General features: G+C 40.5%; 16 protein-coding genes. 13 read left to right on the top strand and 3 right to left on the bottom strand.

Annotated features, from left to right (window positions below; genetic code table 11):
* Position 1 precedes the first annotated feature (1 nt).
* From B4G94_RS17015 to B4G94_RS16995, 5 genes are all read left to right on the top strand, one after another.
* Entirely contained in the window at positions 2-877 is an 876-nt protein-coding gene (locus tag B4G94_RS17015; RefSeq protein WP_108635405.1) for a YicC/YloC family endoribonuclease, read from the top strand.
* A gap of 2 nt (positions 878-879) precedes the next feature.
* Positions 880-1,449, top strand: coding sequence for a guanylate kinase (gene gmk / locus B4G94_RS17010; protein ID WP_108635404.1), 570 nt, complete (start codon positions 880-882; stop codon positions 1,447-1,449).
* A gap of 8 nt (positions 1,450-1,457) precedes the next feature.
* On the top strand, positions 1,458-2,033 hold the full coding sequence (gene nadD, locus B4G94_RS17005; RefSeq protein ID WP_286860349.1) for a nicotinate (nicotinamide) nucleotide adenylyltransferase: 576 nt from the start codon (positions 1,458-1,460) through the stop codon (positions 2,031-2,033).
* Positions 2,034-2,246: 213 nt separating this feature from the next.
* Positions 2,247-3,002 (top strand): hypothetical protein, encoded by a 756-nt coding sequence (locus B4G94_RS17000; RefSeq protein WP_286860347.1) that lies wholly within the window; start codon positions 2,247-2,249, stop codon positions 3,000-3,002.
* A gap of 33 nt (positions 3,003-3,035) precedes the next feature.
* Positions 3,036-3,878 carry a formylglycine-generating enzyme family protein gene (locus tag B4G94_RS16995; RefSeq protein WP_286860344.1) on the top strand — a complete coding sequence of 281 codons (843 nt, stop codon included), beginning with the start codon at positions 3,036-3,038 and terminating at the stop codon, positions 3,876-3,878.
* Between the two features lie 27 nt (positions 3,879-3,905).
* Here B4G94_RS16995 and B4G94_RS16990 read toward each other — a convergent pair whose 3' ends face one another.
* From B4G94_RS16990 to kduI, 3 genes are read right to left on the bottom strand one after another with little or no spacing between them, the layout of a single operon-like run.
* Entirely contained in the window at positions 3,906-4,670 is a 765-nt protein-coding gene (locus B4G94_RS16990) for an SDR family oxidoreductase (RefSeq protein ID WP_181390622.1), read from the bottom strand.
* Between the two features lie 5 nt (positions 4,671-4,675).
* Positions 4,676-5,800 carry a DUF4861 family protein gene (locus B4G94_RS16985; protein WP_286860342.1) on the bottom strand — a complete coding sequence of 375 codons (1,125 nt, stop codon included), beginning with the start codon at positions 5,798-5,800 and terminating at the stop codon, positions 4,676-4,678.
* A 38-nt stretch (positions 5,801-5,838) separates the two neighbouring features.
* Positions 5,839-6,684: a 5-dehydro-4-deoxy-D-glucuronate isomerase gene (gene kduI, locus B4G94_RS16980; protein ID WP_108635400.1), complete on the bottom strand. Its 846-nt coding sequence runs from the start codon at positions 6,682-6,684 to the stop codon at positions 5,839-5,841.
* Between the two features lie 522 nt (positions 6,685-7,206).
* Between kduI and B4G94_RS16975 the strand changes: the two genes are divergently transcribed.
* The 8 genes from B4G94_RS16975 to B4G94_RS16940 all read left to right on the top strand — a co-directional run bounded on the left by B4G94_RS16975 (position 7,207) and on the right by B4G94_RS16940 (position 16,443).
* Entirely contained in the window at positions 7,207-8,202 is a 996-nt protein-coding gene (locus B4G94_RS16975) for an AraC family transcriptional regulator (RefSeq protein ID WP_286860339.1), read from the top strand.
* A gap of 696 nt (positions 8,203-8,898) precedes the next feature.
* Complete coding sequence (locus B4G94_RS16970; RefSeq protein ID WP_108635396.1) at positions 8,899-9,519, top strand: hypothetical protein; 621 nt, start codon at positions 8,899-8,901, stop codon at positions 9,517-9,519.
* Positions 9,520-9,620: 101 nt separating this feature from the next.
* A complete protein-coding gene (locus B4G94_RS16965) occupies positions 9,621-10,328 on the top strand; it encodes a hypothetical protein (RefSeq protein WP_286860337.1) in 708 nt (235 codons plus the stop codon).
* A 106-nt stretch (positions 10,329-10,434) separates the two neighbouring features.
* Positions 10,435-11,244 carry a 5'/3'-nucleotidase SurE gene (surE, locus tag B4G94_RS16960; protein WP_286860334.1) on the top strand — a complete coding sequence of 270 codons (810 nt, stop codon included), beginning with the start codon at positions 10,435-10,437 and terminating at the stop codon, positions 11,242-11,244.
* Positions 11,234-11,494 (top strand): hypothetical protein, encoded by a 261-nt coding sequence (locus tag B4G94_RS16955; RefSeq protein ID WP_165305132.1) that lies wholly within the window; start codon positions 11,234-11,236, stop codon positions 11,492-11,494. Before surE ends, B4G94_RS16955 begins: the two co-directional genes overlap by 11 nt.
* An 82-nt stretch (positions 11,495-11,576) precedes the next feature.
* Positions 11,577-12,446, top strand: coding sequence for a menaquinone biosynthesis family protein (locus tag B4G94_RS16950; RefSeq protein ID WP_165305133.1), 870 nt, complete (start codon positions 11,577-11,579; stop codon positions 12,444-12,446).
* 230 nt (positions 12,447-12,676) lie between these two features.
* Positions 12,677-15,964 carry a preprotein translocase subunit SecA gene (secA, locus tag B4G94_RS16945; RefSeq protein WP_286860330.1) on the top strand — a complete coding sequence of 1,096 codons (3,288 nt, stop codon included), beginning with the start codon at positions 12,677-12,679 and terminating at the stop codon, positions 15,962-15,964.
* A 20-nt stretch (positions 15,965-15,984) separates the two neighbouring features.
* Positions 15,985-16,443 (top strand): SPOR domain-containing protein, encoded by a 459-nt coding sequence (locus B4G94_RS16940; protein WP_108635390.1) that lies wholly within the window; start codon positions 15,985-15,987, stop codon positions 16,441-16,443.
* The last annotated feature ends 1 nt before the right edge of the window (position 16,444 follow it).

Genomic DNA, 16,444 nt, shown 5'->3' with positions numbered 1-16,444 from the left:
TATGATAAAATCCATGACAGGATATGGCACGGCTTCCAAAGAGAACGGTAAAGTCAAATATAGTGTCGAAATAAAGTCCTTAAATTCAAAATTTCTTGAATTAAATCTTCGTCTGCCCAAAGTAGTTTCGGACAAAGAACTGACCTTGCGCACAGAGTGCAGTAAGCTTCTTGAACGCGGCAAAGTTAATCTGAACGTAACCGTAGAATATACTGATCAAACAGCCAAGGCCTCATCTATCAACGCTGATTTACTGAAAAAATATTACGGTCAATTGCAGCAGATCGCAAATGAGCTAAATGATACGCATGTCAATCTATTTGAATTGGCGTTAAATATGCCCGAAGTTGTCACCAACAACGACGATACCGTTGATGATGAAGAATCGAGCGTATTGATGGATGCTTTTTATGATGCGGTCCAACATTTCAATACATTCCGTGAGGACGAAGGAAATGTATTGGCTCAAGATCTAAAAAAGCGAGCTGAGCTGATTTTGATTTATTTGAGTGAGGTCGAAGGTCTGGAAGTTGAGCGTATCCCATTGATCAGACAGCGTATAGAACAATTTCTCAATGATAGTGTGGGTAAAGAGAACGTGGATCAGAATCGTTTTGAACAGGAGCTTGTTTACTATATCGACAAATTAGATGTCACTGAAGAGAAAGTTAGGTTGCGTTCCCACTGCAATTATTTCCTGAAAGCCTTTGATTCTGCCGATTCCAATGGTAAGAAATTAGGGTTTATCTCCCAAGAGATGGGCCGTGAAATCAATACCTTGGGATCCAAAGCTAATCATGCCGGTATACAACAGATCGTGGTTAGAATGAAAGAAGAACTAGAAAAAATAAAAGAGCAGTTGCTCAACGTATTATAAGGATGAGCGGTAAATTAATTATTTTCTCGGCACCATCAGGAGCGGGAAAAACAACTATAGTAAGAGACCTTTTAAGTAAACATGGGGATAAAATAGAATTTTCTATTTCTGCGAGTACCCGCGATCCAAGGGGGCAGGAGGTCGATGGAAAAGACTACTACTTTATGTCCAAAGAAGAATTTTTGCATAAAGTTGCCAAACAGGAGTTTATCGAATTTGAAGAAGTCTATTCGGGTACATTTTATGGTACGTTGCGTTCAGAGATCGAACGTATCTGGAAAGAGGGTAAAAATGTTATTTTCGATATTGATGTCGTCGGAGGATTACGCCTGAAATCTAAATTTCCGGATCAGGCAATCTCTATATTTGTACAGCCACCTTCATTAGAAGTGCTGAAAGAACGCCTTACCGGACGTGGCACAGATTCGGAAGAAAAGTTGCAGGAAAGATTTGCCAAAGCGGAACTGGAGCTTACTTATGCGAATAAGTTTGATGTGATCTTGAATAATTTTGATCTAGCGACAGCTTGCGCTGAAGCAGAAGAAATTGTAATGGGTTTCATCAATAAATAAAAAGCTAAATGAAAAAGATTGGTTTGTTCTTTGGTTCTTTTAATCCGGTGCATGTCGGGCATTTGATTATAGCAAATTACATGGCCAATTTTACCGGGCTGGATGAAGTATGGTTTGTGGTATCTCCACAGAATCCATTTAAGAAAAAATCAACTTTAGCGGATCCCTATGATCGTTTGGAAATGCTCAATCTAGCAGTTGAGGATTGCGAACATTTGCGCGTGAGCGATATTGAATTCCATTTGCCGGTACCATCCTATACCATAGACACCTTAACGCATCTGAAGGAAAAATATCCAACTAGAGAATTTGTGCTTTTGATGGGGGAGGATATCTTAGAATCATTGGAAAAATGGAAGAATGCCGAGATTATTTTGCGTGATTATCATATTTATGTGTATCCTCGGCCGGGCTACGACGGAGGGAAACTAAAGGATCATCCGGCTATAACCATGACTGATACGCCATTAATGGAGCTTTCTTCAACGTTTTTACGAAAGGCAATCAAAGAAAATAAGAATATTCAGTTTTTCACACCGAAAAAAGTGATTGATTTTATAGACAAAAAGGGCCTTTATTCCTAAAGGGCCATATTCTTAAGAAGAGTTTACTCCCTGGATTTCATAAGAGATTCAGGGATTTTTTGTTTTCCTATGGTTGGAAAGCTTATTGGAGAGGCCCTGATTTTGAATAGCTATACATCAGGCTTAATAAAATCTGTGGTTTTGGATTTAAAAAATGGAATTGTTTTTGGTAAGAATAATTTCTTTACTTTTAAATAGCATTATGTATACGATATGAGGAGTTTAATTTTATTATTTATCTGCCTAAGTCATTGGACCTGTGGCTTTGCACAGACAGGAGATGAGATGGGAAGTGATTATATCATGGACCCCGCTGCCATTGAATTCAGAACAAAGATGACAATACCTCCATATGGTTTGGCAAAGGTGAAAGCAATGATCGCCAAGTTGGCACCGGTGGAAGATAAAGACGGTTCAGATACTGGGTTACTGGCTCTCTCAGCGACGGATTTTAAGAATTTAACTTTACGTGAAAAATTTACGTATACTATGATTCATGCTGAGGTATATGCCCAAAATTGCGATATACCAGAAAATCAGAAAGCTATTGACAAGAAAATATTTGGTAAGTTGCTCGGAGGTTTTAATGAAGCCTGGTGGTCAGAAAGACAGACTGATTTTCTGGAGGAAAACAGGGATTCGGTCATGAAACTGATCCAGGAATCTGTTTTGAGAAGCAAACGAATGGGCGTGAATTATAAAGAGGCGATCGAACAGATCAATGGCTGGCAAATGATTCCATTTATCATTGAATATGCAAAGAAAACCCCGAAAGATAAGGATGCGTTGACTTTGTTGCTGTTACTAATGAAACGTGGCGAGTATAGCGAATTTATGAAGTCCACATCCTTCAAAAAGCTATATGGAGAGACGAGTAATTACTACTCCTATTTAGATTGTAATAAGGAGAATGAAGCATTAATATATCGTAGAGCAATGGGATATTACAATGAGAAAAAAGGTAGATAAATTAGGGGGCTGCTATAAAAAACGTCAAAATCAGTGAGGAAAGCATTATCCATATTGATCTTGTTTCTCTTGAGCTATATATCATTAGTAGGCCAGGAGAAGGGATATGTTTTAATCCCCGGGGGGGATTATCAAGTGGGGGATACGATGAGTCTGGATAATCCGAAAAGAACAGTACAAATTGAACCTTTTTGGATTGCTCAATACGAACTGACCAATGCCGAATTTGAAAAATTTGTACAGGCGACGAATTACCGGACCTTGGCCGAACGCTATCATAATGCCATGGTATTTGAGCCCGGGCTTGCGGAGTTCAGGTGGCTGCAGGACAGCACCGCTTATTGGCGTTTTCCGAATGGCATAAGCCGTGGCGGTATACAAGACAAAATGGATCATCCCGTTACCTGTCTATCTTTTAAAGATGTATTGGCCTATTGTGCTTGGGCTGATTGCAGATTACCTACTTTGGAGGAGTGGGAGGTCGCTGCGCGAGCGGGTGATGACGGTCGTTATTTTGAAGGGGTGAATAAAGAAAATATAGGGCAATACGCGAATATATGGCATGGTATCGATCATCTTAAAGCAGACTATTCGGATGGGCATATGTATACTTCTCCGGTAGGGACTTTTAAACCAAATCCATGGGGGCTTTACGATGTATTTGGTAATGTATTTGAATTCTGTTCGGGCAAACTAAATAGGGATGGGGAGCGCGCTGTGGCTCATGCAAGAGGTGGCTCATGGTGGTGCAGCAAAAGGAGCTGTTCGGCCTTCAATACGGTTTATATCGGCTCTGCCAGCCCAAACGCGTCCTTCAGCAATCTTGGATTTAGGGTCGTAAAAAAAGCCTTTACCCCAAAGGATAAAGACTTTTAAAACAAGAAATGTTAAAAGATTGATTTTTTATCTTCCCATCCATCCACCATCGACAGTAAGGATAGTGCCGTGTACATAATCTGCCGCTTTTGAGGCGAGGAATACTGCCGGTCCTTTAAAGTCTTCCGGAGTACCCCAGCGTCCTGCAGGGATACGGTCCAAGATGGATTTCGAACGTTCGGGATCATCTCGCAGTGCTTCCGTATTATCCGTTGCGATATAACCTGGCGCAAAACCATTTACATTCACGCCTTTGGAGGCCCATTCGTTGGCAAAAGCCTTGACCAATGATCCTATCGCACCTTTGGATGCAGCATATCCCGGAACATTGATACCGCCTTGAAAAGTCAATAACGATGCCGTGAATACAATCTTACCAGTTCCACGTGAAATCATATCTTTTCCAATTTCCCTTGTCAGAATGAATTGTGCATTCTGATTGATTTCAATGATTTCATCCCAGTATTCATCGGGGTGTTCTGCGGCCGGTTTACGAAGGATATTTCCGGCATTGTTGAATAGGATGTCTATTGTTGGATGCTCTGATTTTACTTTTTCAATAAACTTATATAATTCCGGTCTTTTTGAAAAATCACATTGGTACGCATAAAAGTTGCGGCCTAATGCCTGGATAGATCTTTCCACTGCGGAGCCCGTGGCTTCCAACGATGCCGAAACACCGATGATATCCGCTCCGGCTTCCGCTAATGCTTCCGCTATAGCCTTACCTATTCCCCTTTTACAGCCAGTTACCAAAGCGACCTTTCCGGTCAGATCAAAAGATTGCAGTATAGACATTATTTTGCGTATTTTATCGTTAATGGTTGATTTAAGTTATTTCTGAATTCTTTGATGTAGGATTGCCATTGATCAAAACTGGTTATTTTACCCGCCTTATTAAATGCTGCTCCGGCAAAATAAACCAAAGGTTGGTTGTTTTTTACTGTAGTCGCCAATAAAAACTGTTTTGGACTATCTTTAAATACATAGTTTACTTTCGGTAAGATCAGGGCTGTTCCGGTGATTTTATCTCCTTCAGCAGGCTCCCAATATGCCAAAACACCATTTTTTGGGTCGTTTAAGAGTTGCGGTTGGTCCTCTTTTCGTTTGGCAAGACCAACGACTATAGGGGTACTGCTTGCACTTGTATTTTTGACTGCATAACTTATTTTGTTGAGCTGACTTCCAGCATCCAGAGAAATTGTTTTTTCGACTTGTAACTGTTGTCCTTTTACATTTTCCGGTTCATAAGTAAGTTTAAATGTAGTGCGTAAAGGACCATTGTCCAATACTTCATATTGACGATAATGTTTATGATAAACGACTTGCTGGTCAATAAATGGAGTTGCATCTCCTACTCCTAGGGTCTGACCTACCGAATAATAATCTAAACCTTTACCGTGATCGGCATGGTAATCTCCTGTTTTATACCAATCGTCAATAACAAGGTCGTTACTACGTTTAGCCCAAAAATCAAATCCCTGGGCATCCTCAGAGCTACCTTCCAAAGCTTTTCCATAAGCTCTGAATGCGGCAATGTCATTTTCCCAGGCAAAGTCATCCTTGCGTTCAGGGACATAACGTGCATAAGCCTTTGGAGTAACGGCTTGGGGATTGTTTCCGGTTACGCCAAAAGTTAGCGAGCTTTTAGGGGCAATAGATACCTGTATCAGTACATTTTGCGGTTTCGGCTGTCCCAATTTCTCCAATTGGTAAGCCAGTTCAGCGTTATCCTTGCTACTGACAATCGTAAAGACATTTTTCTTCAGTTCGAAATGTTTTTCGAACCTTGTATAAGGAATACTGATCAGCTCCGTTCTGGTTACCGCTGAGGGATTATTTATTGTGATCGTCTTATTGTTTTGGGCAAAGGCGATACTTGAAAGCCCGAGCGTCAAACTTAATATGAATGTTTTTTTCATTTGGTATTTTTGTTATAGAATCTCCAATCTCCAAAATACTACTTAAGCTCGGTGATAGCACATTTGTCCATGTCATCATAGTCCAGGTTTTCACCCGCCATACCCCAGATAAATGTATAATTGGACGTTCCTGCCCCCGAGTGAATTGACCAAGGCGGAGAAATGACCGCTTGATCATTATGCATCCAGAGATGACGTGTTTCATCTATTGGTCCCATAAAATGAGATACCGCCTGACCTTCCGGCAATTCAAAGTAAAAATAAACCTCCATACGACGATCATGTGTATGCGAAGGCATGGTGTTCCATACCGATCCTGGCTTTAGTTCCGTCATTCCCATTTGTAATTGACAGGTTTGTACAACCTTATTCAGCAGCATTTGGTTAATGGTACGATGGTTGGCTGTTTCCAGTGATCCTAATTCTATTTTATTGGCATCTTCCTTGGTCACCTTTTTAGTCGGATAACTATGGTGAGCCGGGGTTGAGTTTAAATAAAATTTTGCCGGATTGGCGGCGTCTTTGCTTGCAAAATAAACTTCTTGAGCCCCCTGTCCAATATAGAGTGCTTCTTTGGTATTTAGGTCGTAAGTAACACCATCCACTTCGACCTGGCCATTGCCGCCGACATTGATGATACCCAATTCTCTTCTCGAAAGGAAGTAAGGTTCTTTTAGTAGCTCCGGAATGGTATCTAGTTTGATTTTTGTATTTACTGGCATTGCACCACCGGCCATATAACGGTCATAGTGCGTGTAGACAAAATTGATTTTGTCGGTTTCAAAAACTTTTTCAATGAGAAAATTATCTCTTAGCCCTTGTGTATCTAAGGTTTTGTATTCTTTAGGCCCGATAGCATAGCGGGATTCAAAATTGATGCTCATAACTGAATTATTTTCTTTGTTTGAATGTTAAATTTAGGGCTAATATTTGTCAATAACGAGATAATCTTACGCAATCGATGTCGTAATTGAATTTCGGTAGAATGTTAAATACATCGGTTTAATGAAAACCAGATACATTAGTTGGATTTTAAAGTTATATTAGTTATCAAAGTTATGTAGGATCTTCATTACTTTATTTTAAATCCGCCTATCATTCTAAGAACTGAACTTACTTTGTGGGCATATTGGGAAGCAAATCTCAAAGTAAATTTGAAATTTGCATAGTTATTAATCGACGTATTTATTTAAATTTTTGATTAAAACACTTAAAGAAACTACCTCGATGCCCTTGCTCATAGCCCTGGAAACTATGCAAATCTCAAAGTAAATTTGAAATTTGCGTAGTTGATGGTTGGTATATTACCAATAGAATGGAAAATTATTGCGACCGCAATAGGACCACCCATGCTTTGTTATTAGCAATAAAGTTATTAACTTTAAAACAATACACCAATTATTAGCATGCTCAAAACCAATTTTGTTCAATCGCTATATACACGATCAAATACCCCTAGGCAATACGACGGCTATCTGGCATTTTTGCCCGAGGGCGAGCGGCAGTTGTTTCCCGTAGCACTGGCAAGTCAGCGCATATTCCAGACAAGTGATTTCGTATGGATCGAATGTAAGGAAAATGGTATCGATACACCACGTTCCACGACCATTGAGATAGGGGATTATTCGCTTTGGCTTCATCTCCATTTCATTGGACAGGGAAAACTGAAGCTGACCGAATCATTGCTGATGTCTTCGGGGCAGGCCCATTGCTACCATTTAAATGAAGGAGAGCCAGAATTGCTCCTCGATGAAGGAAAATCATGGTTTCTGATCCTTGGGGTTGCGGGAAAACATCTGGACAGTTTAATGGTTGACTATCCGAAATTGAAGGAGTTAATGGCCGACGGTAATCAGCGTCCGCAATCTTATCTCGGATATACGCCGATTCAGAGTAAGCTCTATAATGTTTTGGAATCGCTGCGACGCTTTGAATTTCGTTCTTTTGGAACAGCCTTTCAACTCGCAAATTGGAACTTGCGCTTATTCCAACAGCTATTTCAGGACCTAAAACCTAATCAGCAGCCTGCCGGAGATCATAGTGATTCCCTGCTCTATCAGAAAGCTGTCATGTATATCCGTCGGCATTATGACGACGAAGATATGTCTGTCGCAAAAATTGCGGAAGCAATGAACGTCAGCCCCCGTAAGTTGTCCCGTAGTTTTCAGGGAAAGTCGTTCACGGTTGTTGGTATGATACTCGAATATAGATTGATGGATGCGAGGGAATACCTAATTCATTCGGATGATTCTCTGGCAGGGATAGCTTTCGCATTGAATTTTGCTTGTCCCAAACATTTTGCCCGGGCGTTTAAAAAGCGGTTTGGAATTGGTCCCAATGAGTTTAGAGCGCAACGTCGTAAAAAGGAATCCTTTGTTAAGCGATCATATCCCCAGTCTTAGCGCGTAATCACATTTTTCATTACCTAGCCGACAGCCTTTAATCCATATTCATTTAGACGATGTTCAGTTCTTCGCTCTGCTGTCAACTTATGGTGACAGGTAGCGCTGTGCTTGTGTATTGCTTGAAAAATTTGGGTTCTGAAAGATCAGCGTCAACTGTAATACGCCAATCATTTGTATAAATGAGCTCGGCGGCGGCGTATTGTTAAGGACATTTGATGAAATGTTAAGGACGTTTAGTAAAATGTTAAGGACGTTTGGTGAAATGCTAAGGACGTTTGGTTAAATGATAAGGACATTTGATGAAATGTTAAGGACGTTTGGTAAAATGTCAAGGACATTTAGTGAAATGCTAAGGACGTTTGGTAAAACGCTAAGGACATTTGATGAAATGTTAAGGACGTTTGGTAAAATGCTAAGGACATTTGGTAAAATGCTAAGGACGTTTGATGAAATGTCAAGGACGTTTTGTTCATCTCTCCTTAGCAACGGTAAGTGTTTGCTTACCCCTAAAATCTATGTTTAAACGGGTGTAGACGATGATTTTTGTCTAAATTTAGTATTAAGGTGTCAAAATCGGCAACAAAAAGTCCTGTCCTGCCGGAAAGTTGGCCGATTTTGCCCCCTAGTTCGTCAGCCCGCTGTCGTAGATTTGAGCCATTAACAAAATTAATTACATTTTTAATTATTTCAATTATGGCAAAGCCAACATTATCAAACCAAATCAAGACAGAAGCAACTTTGCTTAAGTATGCTGAAAATGTTTTCAAAAAATCTACTGAAAACGCCAATCTATTTCCAGAAGCCACAGCACTTTTGGCAGAACTCGGTGTCGTACTCGAGCTTTTCCGGGACGGTATTACCGAAGCGAATTATCGCGACAAACGTCAGGTCGTGATCAAAAATCAATATGGATCCCGGCTAAAACAGGCCTTATACCATCTTTCTCTACACGTGGAACTTGTAGCAAATGGAGATGCCAATCTGATTTTGGCAGCGGGATTTATCCCATCGAAGACCAAGGTAAGCGGTAGCTACTATGGACTTTCTCCGAAGCCAAACGGACTGGTTGTACAGCTGGCTGTGCAAGGATTGCTGATCGCCGAAATGACGGTCAAATCGTGGAAAGGAGCCCGATTCTATCAATTTGAATACCGCGCGGTCGGTACCGTTCCTTGGACCACGGTCATTAGTCCAAAATCAAAGATAACGATTAAGGACTTGGAGCACCTCAAAGAGTACGAGTTTCGTGTAACCTACCTGGGGCCTGATCCGACACCGGTCTACAGTGACGTTGTTCGCTGTTATATCGTGTAACCTATAGGAGCGGTGATTTTCCGTAGCTAAGATCAAAGGCACGGAAAATTACCGCTCTTTTTTACGGAAAATATTTTTTTCTTTATTAGCTTTAAAAAACAATGACCAATTTAAGCATAACCATGGATCTTAAGAGCATCACAATCAATCATCCACTACGGAGTATAAATTACCTGACAAAAGATATTGGTTTTCCAAGTAATCTGGAAGAAAAGGCCTTATTGAATTACCGGAAAGCACACGACCAAGCTTGGTTTATGAAAATCCGCTTTGAACAGGAGCGGGGAAATGCCCTGCTGGAATCCATAGCGCTGTCAGATCTAGATGCCGAGATTGCTGAATTAGTAGCTATGTTAGATTGGTACAGTGATACAGGTGCTTTGAACAAGGAATTGCCTTTGGTCGAGGTGGATATCAAATTACAGATCGAACTGCGCGACTGTTACCTCAAGATCGAGGCAGCACATCGCAATACCGTAAAATTCTATGATCGTATCGCGCTGCGTGAACAAGAGTATAATGATATCGTAGATACGTATTATAGGTATGACAAACCACTCGACCCGTTAAAATTTAACGTGCTGGATGATGTATTTGAATTTTCTAGTGATATGAATGTTGATATAGAATCGCTAAGTATCGATCTGGAGGATTTTTTATCCGTATTATCAAGTGTATATGACCTACTGGAAAAATATTTTGTAGCGTACCATGAGCTACATAAGGGCTATGGAGAGACAGTTCATAAAATGACAGCACTTACAAAATCGGCCCAAGTGCTTCGGCCATTCTGGGAAGCTCATACCTGATTCTTTCTGTCTTGAGACCCGGGCACCGCTGCTCAGATAAGCGAGCTGGTCCCGCAGTAATTATCATATTTTTTACTTCTCGGTTTTAGATTTATTAACTTCGTATATGGTAAAGAAAAAACCGAATATTTTAGTTGTTAATGACGATGGTATTACAGCTCCGGGAATTAAGGTGCTGTTGGAGGAAATGCAAAAAATCGGAAATGTTGTTGTCGTGGCACCGGACTCCGCTCAATCGGGGATGGGACATGCGATCACGCTCGGTAGGCCGCTGCGATTAGATAAGATCAATCTTTATGAAGGGGTTGAAATGTATCAATGTTCGGGAACACCGGTAGATTGTGTCAAGCTTGCCGTAAATAAAGTCTTCAAAGGGCAAAGACCGGATATCTGTGTGTCCGGTATTAATCACGGGCTCAATAATTCAATTAATGTTTTATACTCTGGAACAATGTCTGCTGCGGTCGAAGGAGCTATCGAAGGAATTCCTTCTGTAGGTTTTTCGCTGGACAATTTTTCCCATGATGCGGACTTTAGTTACTGTAGACCTTATGTGATTTCTATAACGGAACAAGTTTTGGCCAACGGCCTACCCAAAAATACATTGCTCAATGTCAATTTTCCGCAAACACAAGGATTTAAAGGTATTAAAATTTGCAGACAGGCTGGAGGGCACTGGGTAGAGGAATTTGATGAACGTATTGATCCGCATAACCGTGACTATTATTGGACGACAGGAAAATTTGTCTTGCAAGACCGTGGAGAAGATACGGATAGTTTTGCATTAGCAAATGACTATGTATCCGTTGTTCCTACACAATTTGACATGACCGCACATCATGCTATTCCGGAACTGAATTCATGGAGTTTTGATCATTTGGATGGTATGAACAAATACAGCAAGAGTGAAAAATAATCTTTGGATAGGCCTGGGCATAGGCCTTATATTTCCCTTACTCGCATTTTTGCTGGTGCGTTTCACCGATCTTGAACTTCATTTTCTGCCCGAGAAGCCAATGGCAACATATACCATTGCCGTATTGATCAATTTGATTTTTTTAAGGTTTGCGTATCGCTCAGGAAATGATCACATAGGGAAAGGAATTATCATCATGACATTTTTGGCAATGATATTATATTTAATTACACATAAAGTGACTGTATAAAACAAAAATGTAAATTCACTGTGGCTATACCGCAGCGATTGTCTAAAATGTTTTATCTGTCCATTTTTTAAAGAAGAATAAAATGAAATTAACATTGGGGTTTTCTCCCTGTCCGAACGATACATTTATTTTTGATGCCTTGATCCATCATAAAATAGATACCAAAGGGTTGGATTTTGACGTAGCTTATCAGGACGTTGAGACATTGAATTTAAAGGCTTTTCAGGGAGAACTGGATATCACCAAATTGAGCTATCATGCTTTTGCTTATGCCGTTGAAGATTACGAACTGTTGGATGCGGGCAGCGCCTTGGGCTTTGGCGTAGGGCCGATGCTGATCACTAAAGATGCTGCTTTGGCAGAAGTGCTCCAGGAGAAACTAAAAAATGCTGACGGTCTAGGCGAATTTGATAAGTTAAAGGTGGGATATCCAGGGAAGTTTACGACTGCAAATTTTCTGTTGGGCTTGGCATTTCCGGAATTAACCAATAAAATAGAACTGGTTTTTTCTGATATAGAAGGCGCACTATTGGATGGTTCAATTGATTTGGGGCTTATTATTCATGAAAATAGGTTTACCTATGCAGAAAAAGGGCTGTATAAAGTCGTCGATTTGGGCGAATATTGGGAAAGTACGACAAAATTTCCGATTCCGTTGGGTGGTATTGTCGTAAAACGTTCATTGCCGAAGGATGTGAAAGAAACGCTTAATGCAATTTTAAAAGAGAGTGTCGAGTTTGCCTTTGCAAATCCAAAGTCCGGATTGGAATTTATCCGTAGCCATGCGCAGGAGATGAGTGAGGAAGTGATGTATAAGCATATTGAACTTTATGTCAATAAATATTCAGTTGAATTGGGCATTGAAGGACGGAATGCAATTACTAAAATGTTTCAAAAGGCACAGGAGATGGGCTTTATCCCGCATTCGGATAAAAAATTGTTTCTTTCATAACACCGTCTTACGATTTGGTGGCCGCAATAGCAAGAGGCTCCTGCAGCAGCGCTACCGGTTGGTAAAATAAGATGCGCATCCGATTGAAAAAAATAACGCAAAAAAAATAGTGGTAAGCTGTTAGATATCATATCTAATAACTAAATTTGCCCGATTAGTGTCAAATTGTCTGCAATTTTACTTTGGAGTCATTATTGTACAAAATCTTTAGTTGAGATAGAAAAAAAATTATGTTAAAGTTTTTAAGTAAATTATTTGGAAGTAAATCCGAAAGAGATATCAAGGGGATTCAGCCGGTTGTAGAGCAAATCAAAGCTGAATATGATAAACTTTCAAATCTAACCAATGACGAGTTACGTGCCAAGACCGCTGACTTCAAAGAAAGAATTAAGAATTACCTCGCAGATATTGACCAAGAAATAGATACGCTTAAAAAAGAGGCGGATCAAGATGAGGACGATATGGCTAAAAAGACTTCTATTTACGAACAAGTGGACAAATTGTCGAAAGATCGTGATAAGAAGTTGGAAGAGGTATTGAAGGATATTTTGCCTGAGGCGTTTGCTGTGGTGAAGGAAACTTCAAGACGTTTGACAGAAAACGAAGAATTGGAAGTTACTGCCAGCGATTTTGACCGAGAACTCGCTGTCTACAAGCCAAACGTTATTATCAATGGTGATAAAGCGATCTGGAAAAATAAGTGGATGGCAGCAGGTACTGAGGTAACCTGGAATATGATACATTATGATGTACAGTTGATCGGTGGTATTGTACTGCATAGCGGAAAGATTGCTGAGATGGCGACCGGTGAGGGTAAGACATTGGTCGGAACCTTGCCAACTTATCTAAACGCACTTTCCGGACAAGGGGTACATATCGTGACGGTCAATGACTATCTTGCCCGTCGTGACTCCGAATGGAACGCACCTTTATTTGAATTCCATGGCCTATCCGTAGATTGTATTGATAAACACCAACCAAACTCGCCACAACGTCGTAAGGCTTACCAATCGGATATCGTATATGGTACGAACAACGAATTTGGTTTCGACTATTTACGTGATAATATGGTTCAGACGCCTGATGCATTGGTGCAAGGTAAATTGCATTTTGCCATGGTCGATGAGGTTGACTCCGTTTTAATTGACGATGCCCGTACGCCATTGATTATTTCAGGTCCGATCCCGCGTGGCGATCAACATGAATTCTATCAATTAAAACCACGTATTGAGCGTTTGGTACATGTTCAAAAAGCTTATATCAATACCGTATTAAATGATGCTAAAAAGGCATTGGCTGCAGGTGATTCTGATGTAGAAGGTGGTGGTCTAGCTTTATTGAGAGCGTACAGGGGTTTACCTAAAAATAAAGCCTTGATCAAATTCTTGAGTGAAGGTGCCAATCGTTCTATCTTGCAAAAAGTAGAAAACTACTATATGCAAGAGCAAAATAAAAATATGCCTAAAGTTGATGCAGAGCTTTATTTTGTCATTGATGAGAAGAACAATCAGGTCGAACTGACTGAAAAAGGTATTGAATTAATCACAGCGACAGGAGAGGATCCTTCATTCTTTATTCTACCTGATGTAGGTACTGAAATTGCGGAAATTGAAAAGTCTTCGTTGACCTTGGAAGAAAAAGCCGCTCAGAAAGAAGATTTATTGCGTGATTACTCGATTAAAGCAGATCGTATCCACTCCATTAATCAACTATTGAAAGCATATACCCTGTTTGAGAATGATGTGGAATATATCGTGGATGAGGGTAAAGTGAAAATTGTCGATGAGCAAACAGGCCGTATCATGGATGGTCGTCGCTACTCAGACGGTTTGCACCAAGCGATCGAAGCAAAAGAGAATGTGAAAGTCGAAGATGCGACACAAACTTATGCGACGATTACCTTGCAGAACTACTTCCGTATGTACCATAAACTTTCGGGTATGACAGGTACTGCTTCAACAGAAGCCGGAGAACTTTGGGAAATTTATAAATTGGATGTTGTAGAAATTCCTACCAATCGTGTTGCCCAACGGGAAGACCGTCAGGATCTGATTTACCGTACTGCACGCGAAAAATACAACGCAGTAGCCGAAGAAATTCAACGGTTGACAGATCAGGGACGCCCTGTGCTAGTCGGTACAACATCGGTAGAAATTTCCGAGCTATTGAGCCGTATGCTTCAATTACGTAAGATCAGACATAATGTATTGAATGCAAAGCTTCACCAAAAAGAAGCCGATATCGTTGCTGAAGCCGGACGTCCCGGACAAGTGACTATCGCGACGAATATGGCGGGTCGTGGTACGGATATTAAATTGACTGAAGAAGTAAAAAATGCTGGTGGTCTTGCAATTATCGGTACTGAAAGACATGAATCCCGTCGTGTCGACCGTCAGCTACGTGGTCGTGCTGGTCGTCAGGGAGATCCGGGATCATCACAATTCTTCGTATCGTTAGAAGACAACTTAATGCGTTTGTTTGCTTCTGAAAGAATCTCCAATATCATGGTGAAAATGGGGGTCGAAGAGGGTGAAGTGATGCAACATAGCATGTTGACCAAATCTATCGAACGAGCACAACGTAAGGTTGAGGAGAACAACTTTGGAATTCGTAAGCGTCTATTGGAATACGATGACGTAATGAACTCACAACGTACCGTAATCTATACGAAGCGTAAAAATGCATTGTTTGGTGAACGTTTGGATGTGGATTTGAATAATATGATCTTTGACGTTGCTGAGGAGATTGTCGCTGAAGCGAAGGAGCAAGGAAATTACGAAGACTTTCAAATTGAGGTCATCCGTATTTTTGCCATCACACCAGAAATCACGGCAGAAGAATTTGCCCAAGGAAAGATCGAAGGGTTGACAGATCGTCTTTTTGATCAAGCAAGCAGAGCATATCATCATAAAATAGAAGCGATTGGTGCATTAACAGTTCCTGTATTGAATAATGTGTATGCTGAACGAGGACAGATTGTTGAAAACGTGGTAATTCCATTTACAGATGGTATCCGTGGTATTCAAGTTTCTGCGAATCTGAAGAAAGCGATTGATAGCAATGGTAAAGAGGTTTTCAAATCCTTTGAAAAAGGCATTGTATTGGCTTTGATCGACGAAGCATGGAAAGAGCATTTACGTGAAATGGATGATCTAAAACAATCTGTTCAAAATGCTGTTTATGAACAAAAGGATCCAATCATTATCTATAAAATGGAAGCCTTTAATTTGTTCAAGTCTATGTTGGCTTCTATGAACAAGGACGTCGTGAGCTTTATTTTCAAAGGTGAGATCCCAGGGCAGGAAACAACCTCATTACAGGCTAGACAAGTAACCCAAGCACCTGTAAAAACGGTTGAAACAAAAGCAGAGTTGGCTTCCCCAACAGGTGTCAGTGAAGAGGATATGAATGATGGTCCAAAAGAACCTGTTCGTAACGAGAATACAGTGGGACGCAATGACGAATGTCCTTGTGGTTCCGGTAAAAAATATAAAAATTGCCACGGCGCAAATAACTAATCGATAAGAAAGGTTAAACTATGCTGAAGAGAGGATTGATTTTCATACATGCATTTGTGCTATTTACGATCGTTCATGTAAAAGCACAGGAAAAGGGTGGAGTTATTGTAACCAAAGATTCTTTGATTACACAGCTTCAAAATTTTAGGGCAGCAATGGGAATCAATCCTGTCGAAAGCAAAACCACAACAGTCCCTTCGAAACCTGTTGTACGATCTGCTGCAACACGCGTCAAGGTGAGAGGTTTTCGCGTGCAGATCTTTGCCGGAGCCAGTCGAAACCAAGCTTTTTCGGAGCAAACTCGTTTTCGGGGAATGTATAAAGATGTTGATACCTATATCACTTATGATGAACCCAATTATCGGGTGAAGGTGGGCGACTTTAGAAGTCGTTCCGAAGCAAATGCGTTTATGCGTGAGCTGCGGCAATATTTTAGTAACGTTTTCGTATTTTCAGAAAGCGTTTTTGTTTATCAATAAA

The organism is Sphingobacterium sp. UBA7625, assembly GCF_002484085.1.
Classification (GTDB): domain Bacteria; phylum Bacteroidota; class Bacteroidia; order Sphingobacteriales; family Sphingobacteriaceae; genus Sphingobacterium; species Sphingobacterium athyrii.
Note: the sequence above shows the minus strand (reverse complement) of the source record. Positions and strands in the feature narration are given on the sequence as shown.

Coding starts and splice junctions, on each gene's coding strand:
- B4G94_RS17015 (WP_108635405.1), top strand. CDS start 2: ATGATAAAATCCATGACAGGATATGGCACGGCTTCCAAAGAGAACGGT.
- gmk (WP_108635404.1), top strand. CDS start 880: ATGAGCGGTAAATTAATTATTTTCTCGGCACCATCAGGAGCGGGAAAA.
- nadD (WP_286860349.1), top strand. CDS start 1,458: ATGAAAAAGATTGGTTTGTTCTTTGGTTCTTTTAATCCGGTGCATGTC.
- B4G94_RS17000 (WP_286860347.1), top strand. CDS start 2,247: ATGAGGAGTTTAATTTTATTATTTATCTGCCTAAGTCATTGGACCTGT.
- B4G94_RS16985 (WP_286860342.1), bottom strand. CDS start 5,800: ATGAAAAAAACATTCATATTAAGTTTGACGCTCGGGCTTTCAAGTATC.
- kduI (WP_108635400.1), bottom strand. CDS start 6,684: ATGAGCATCAATTTTGAATCCCGCTATGCTATCGGGCCTAAAGAATAC.
- B4G94_RS16975 (WP_286860339.1), top strand. CDS start 7,207: ATGCTCAAAACCAATTTTGTTCAATCGCTATATACACGATCAAATACC.
- B4G94_RS16970 (WP_108635396.1), top strand. CDS start 8,899: ATGGCAAAGCCAACATTATCAAACCAAATCAAGACAGAAGCAACTTTG.
- B4G94_RS16965 (WP_286860337.1), top strand. CDS start 9,621: ATGACCAATTTAAGCATAACCATGGATCTTAAGAGCATCACAATCAAT.
- surE (WP_286860334.1), top strand. CDS start 10,435: ATGGTAAAGAAAAAACCGAATATTTTAGTTGTTAATGACGATGGTATT.
- B4G94_RS16950 (WP_165305133.1), top strand. CDS start 11,577: ATGAAATTAACATTGGGGTTTTCTCCCTGTCCGAACGATACATTTATT.
- secA (WP_286860330.1), top strand. CDS start 12,677: ATGTTAAAGTTTTTAAGTAAATTATTTGGAAGTAAATCCGAAAGAGAT.
- B4G94_RS16940 (WP_108635390.1), top strand. CDS start 15,985: ATGCTGAAGAGAGGATTGATTTTCATACATGCATTTGTGCTATTTACG.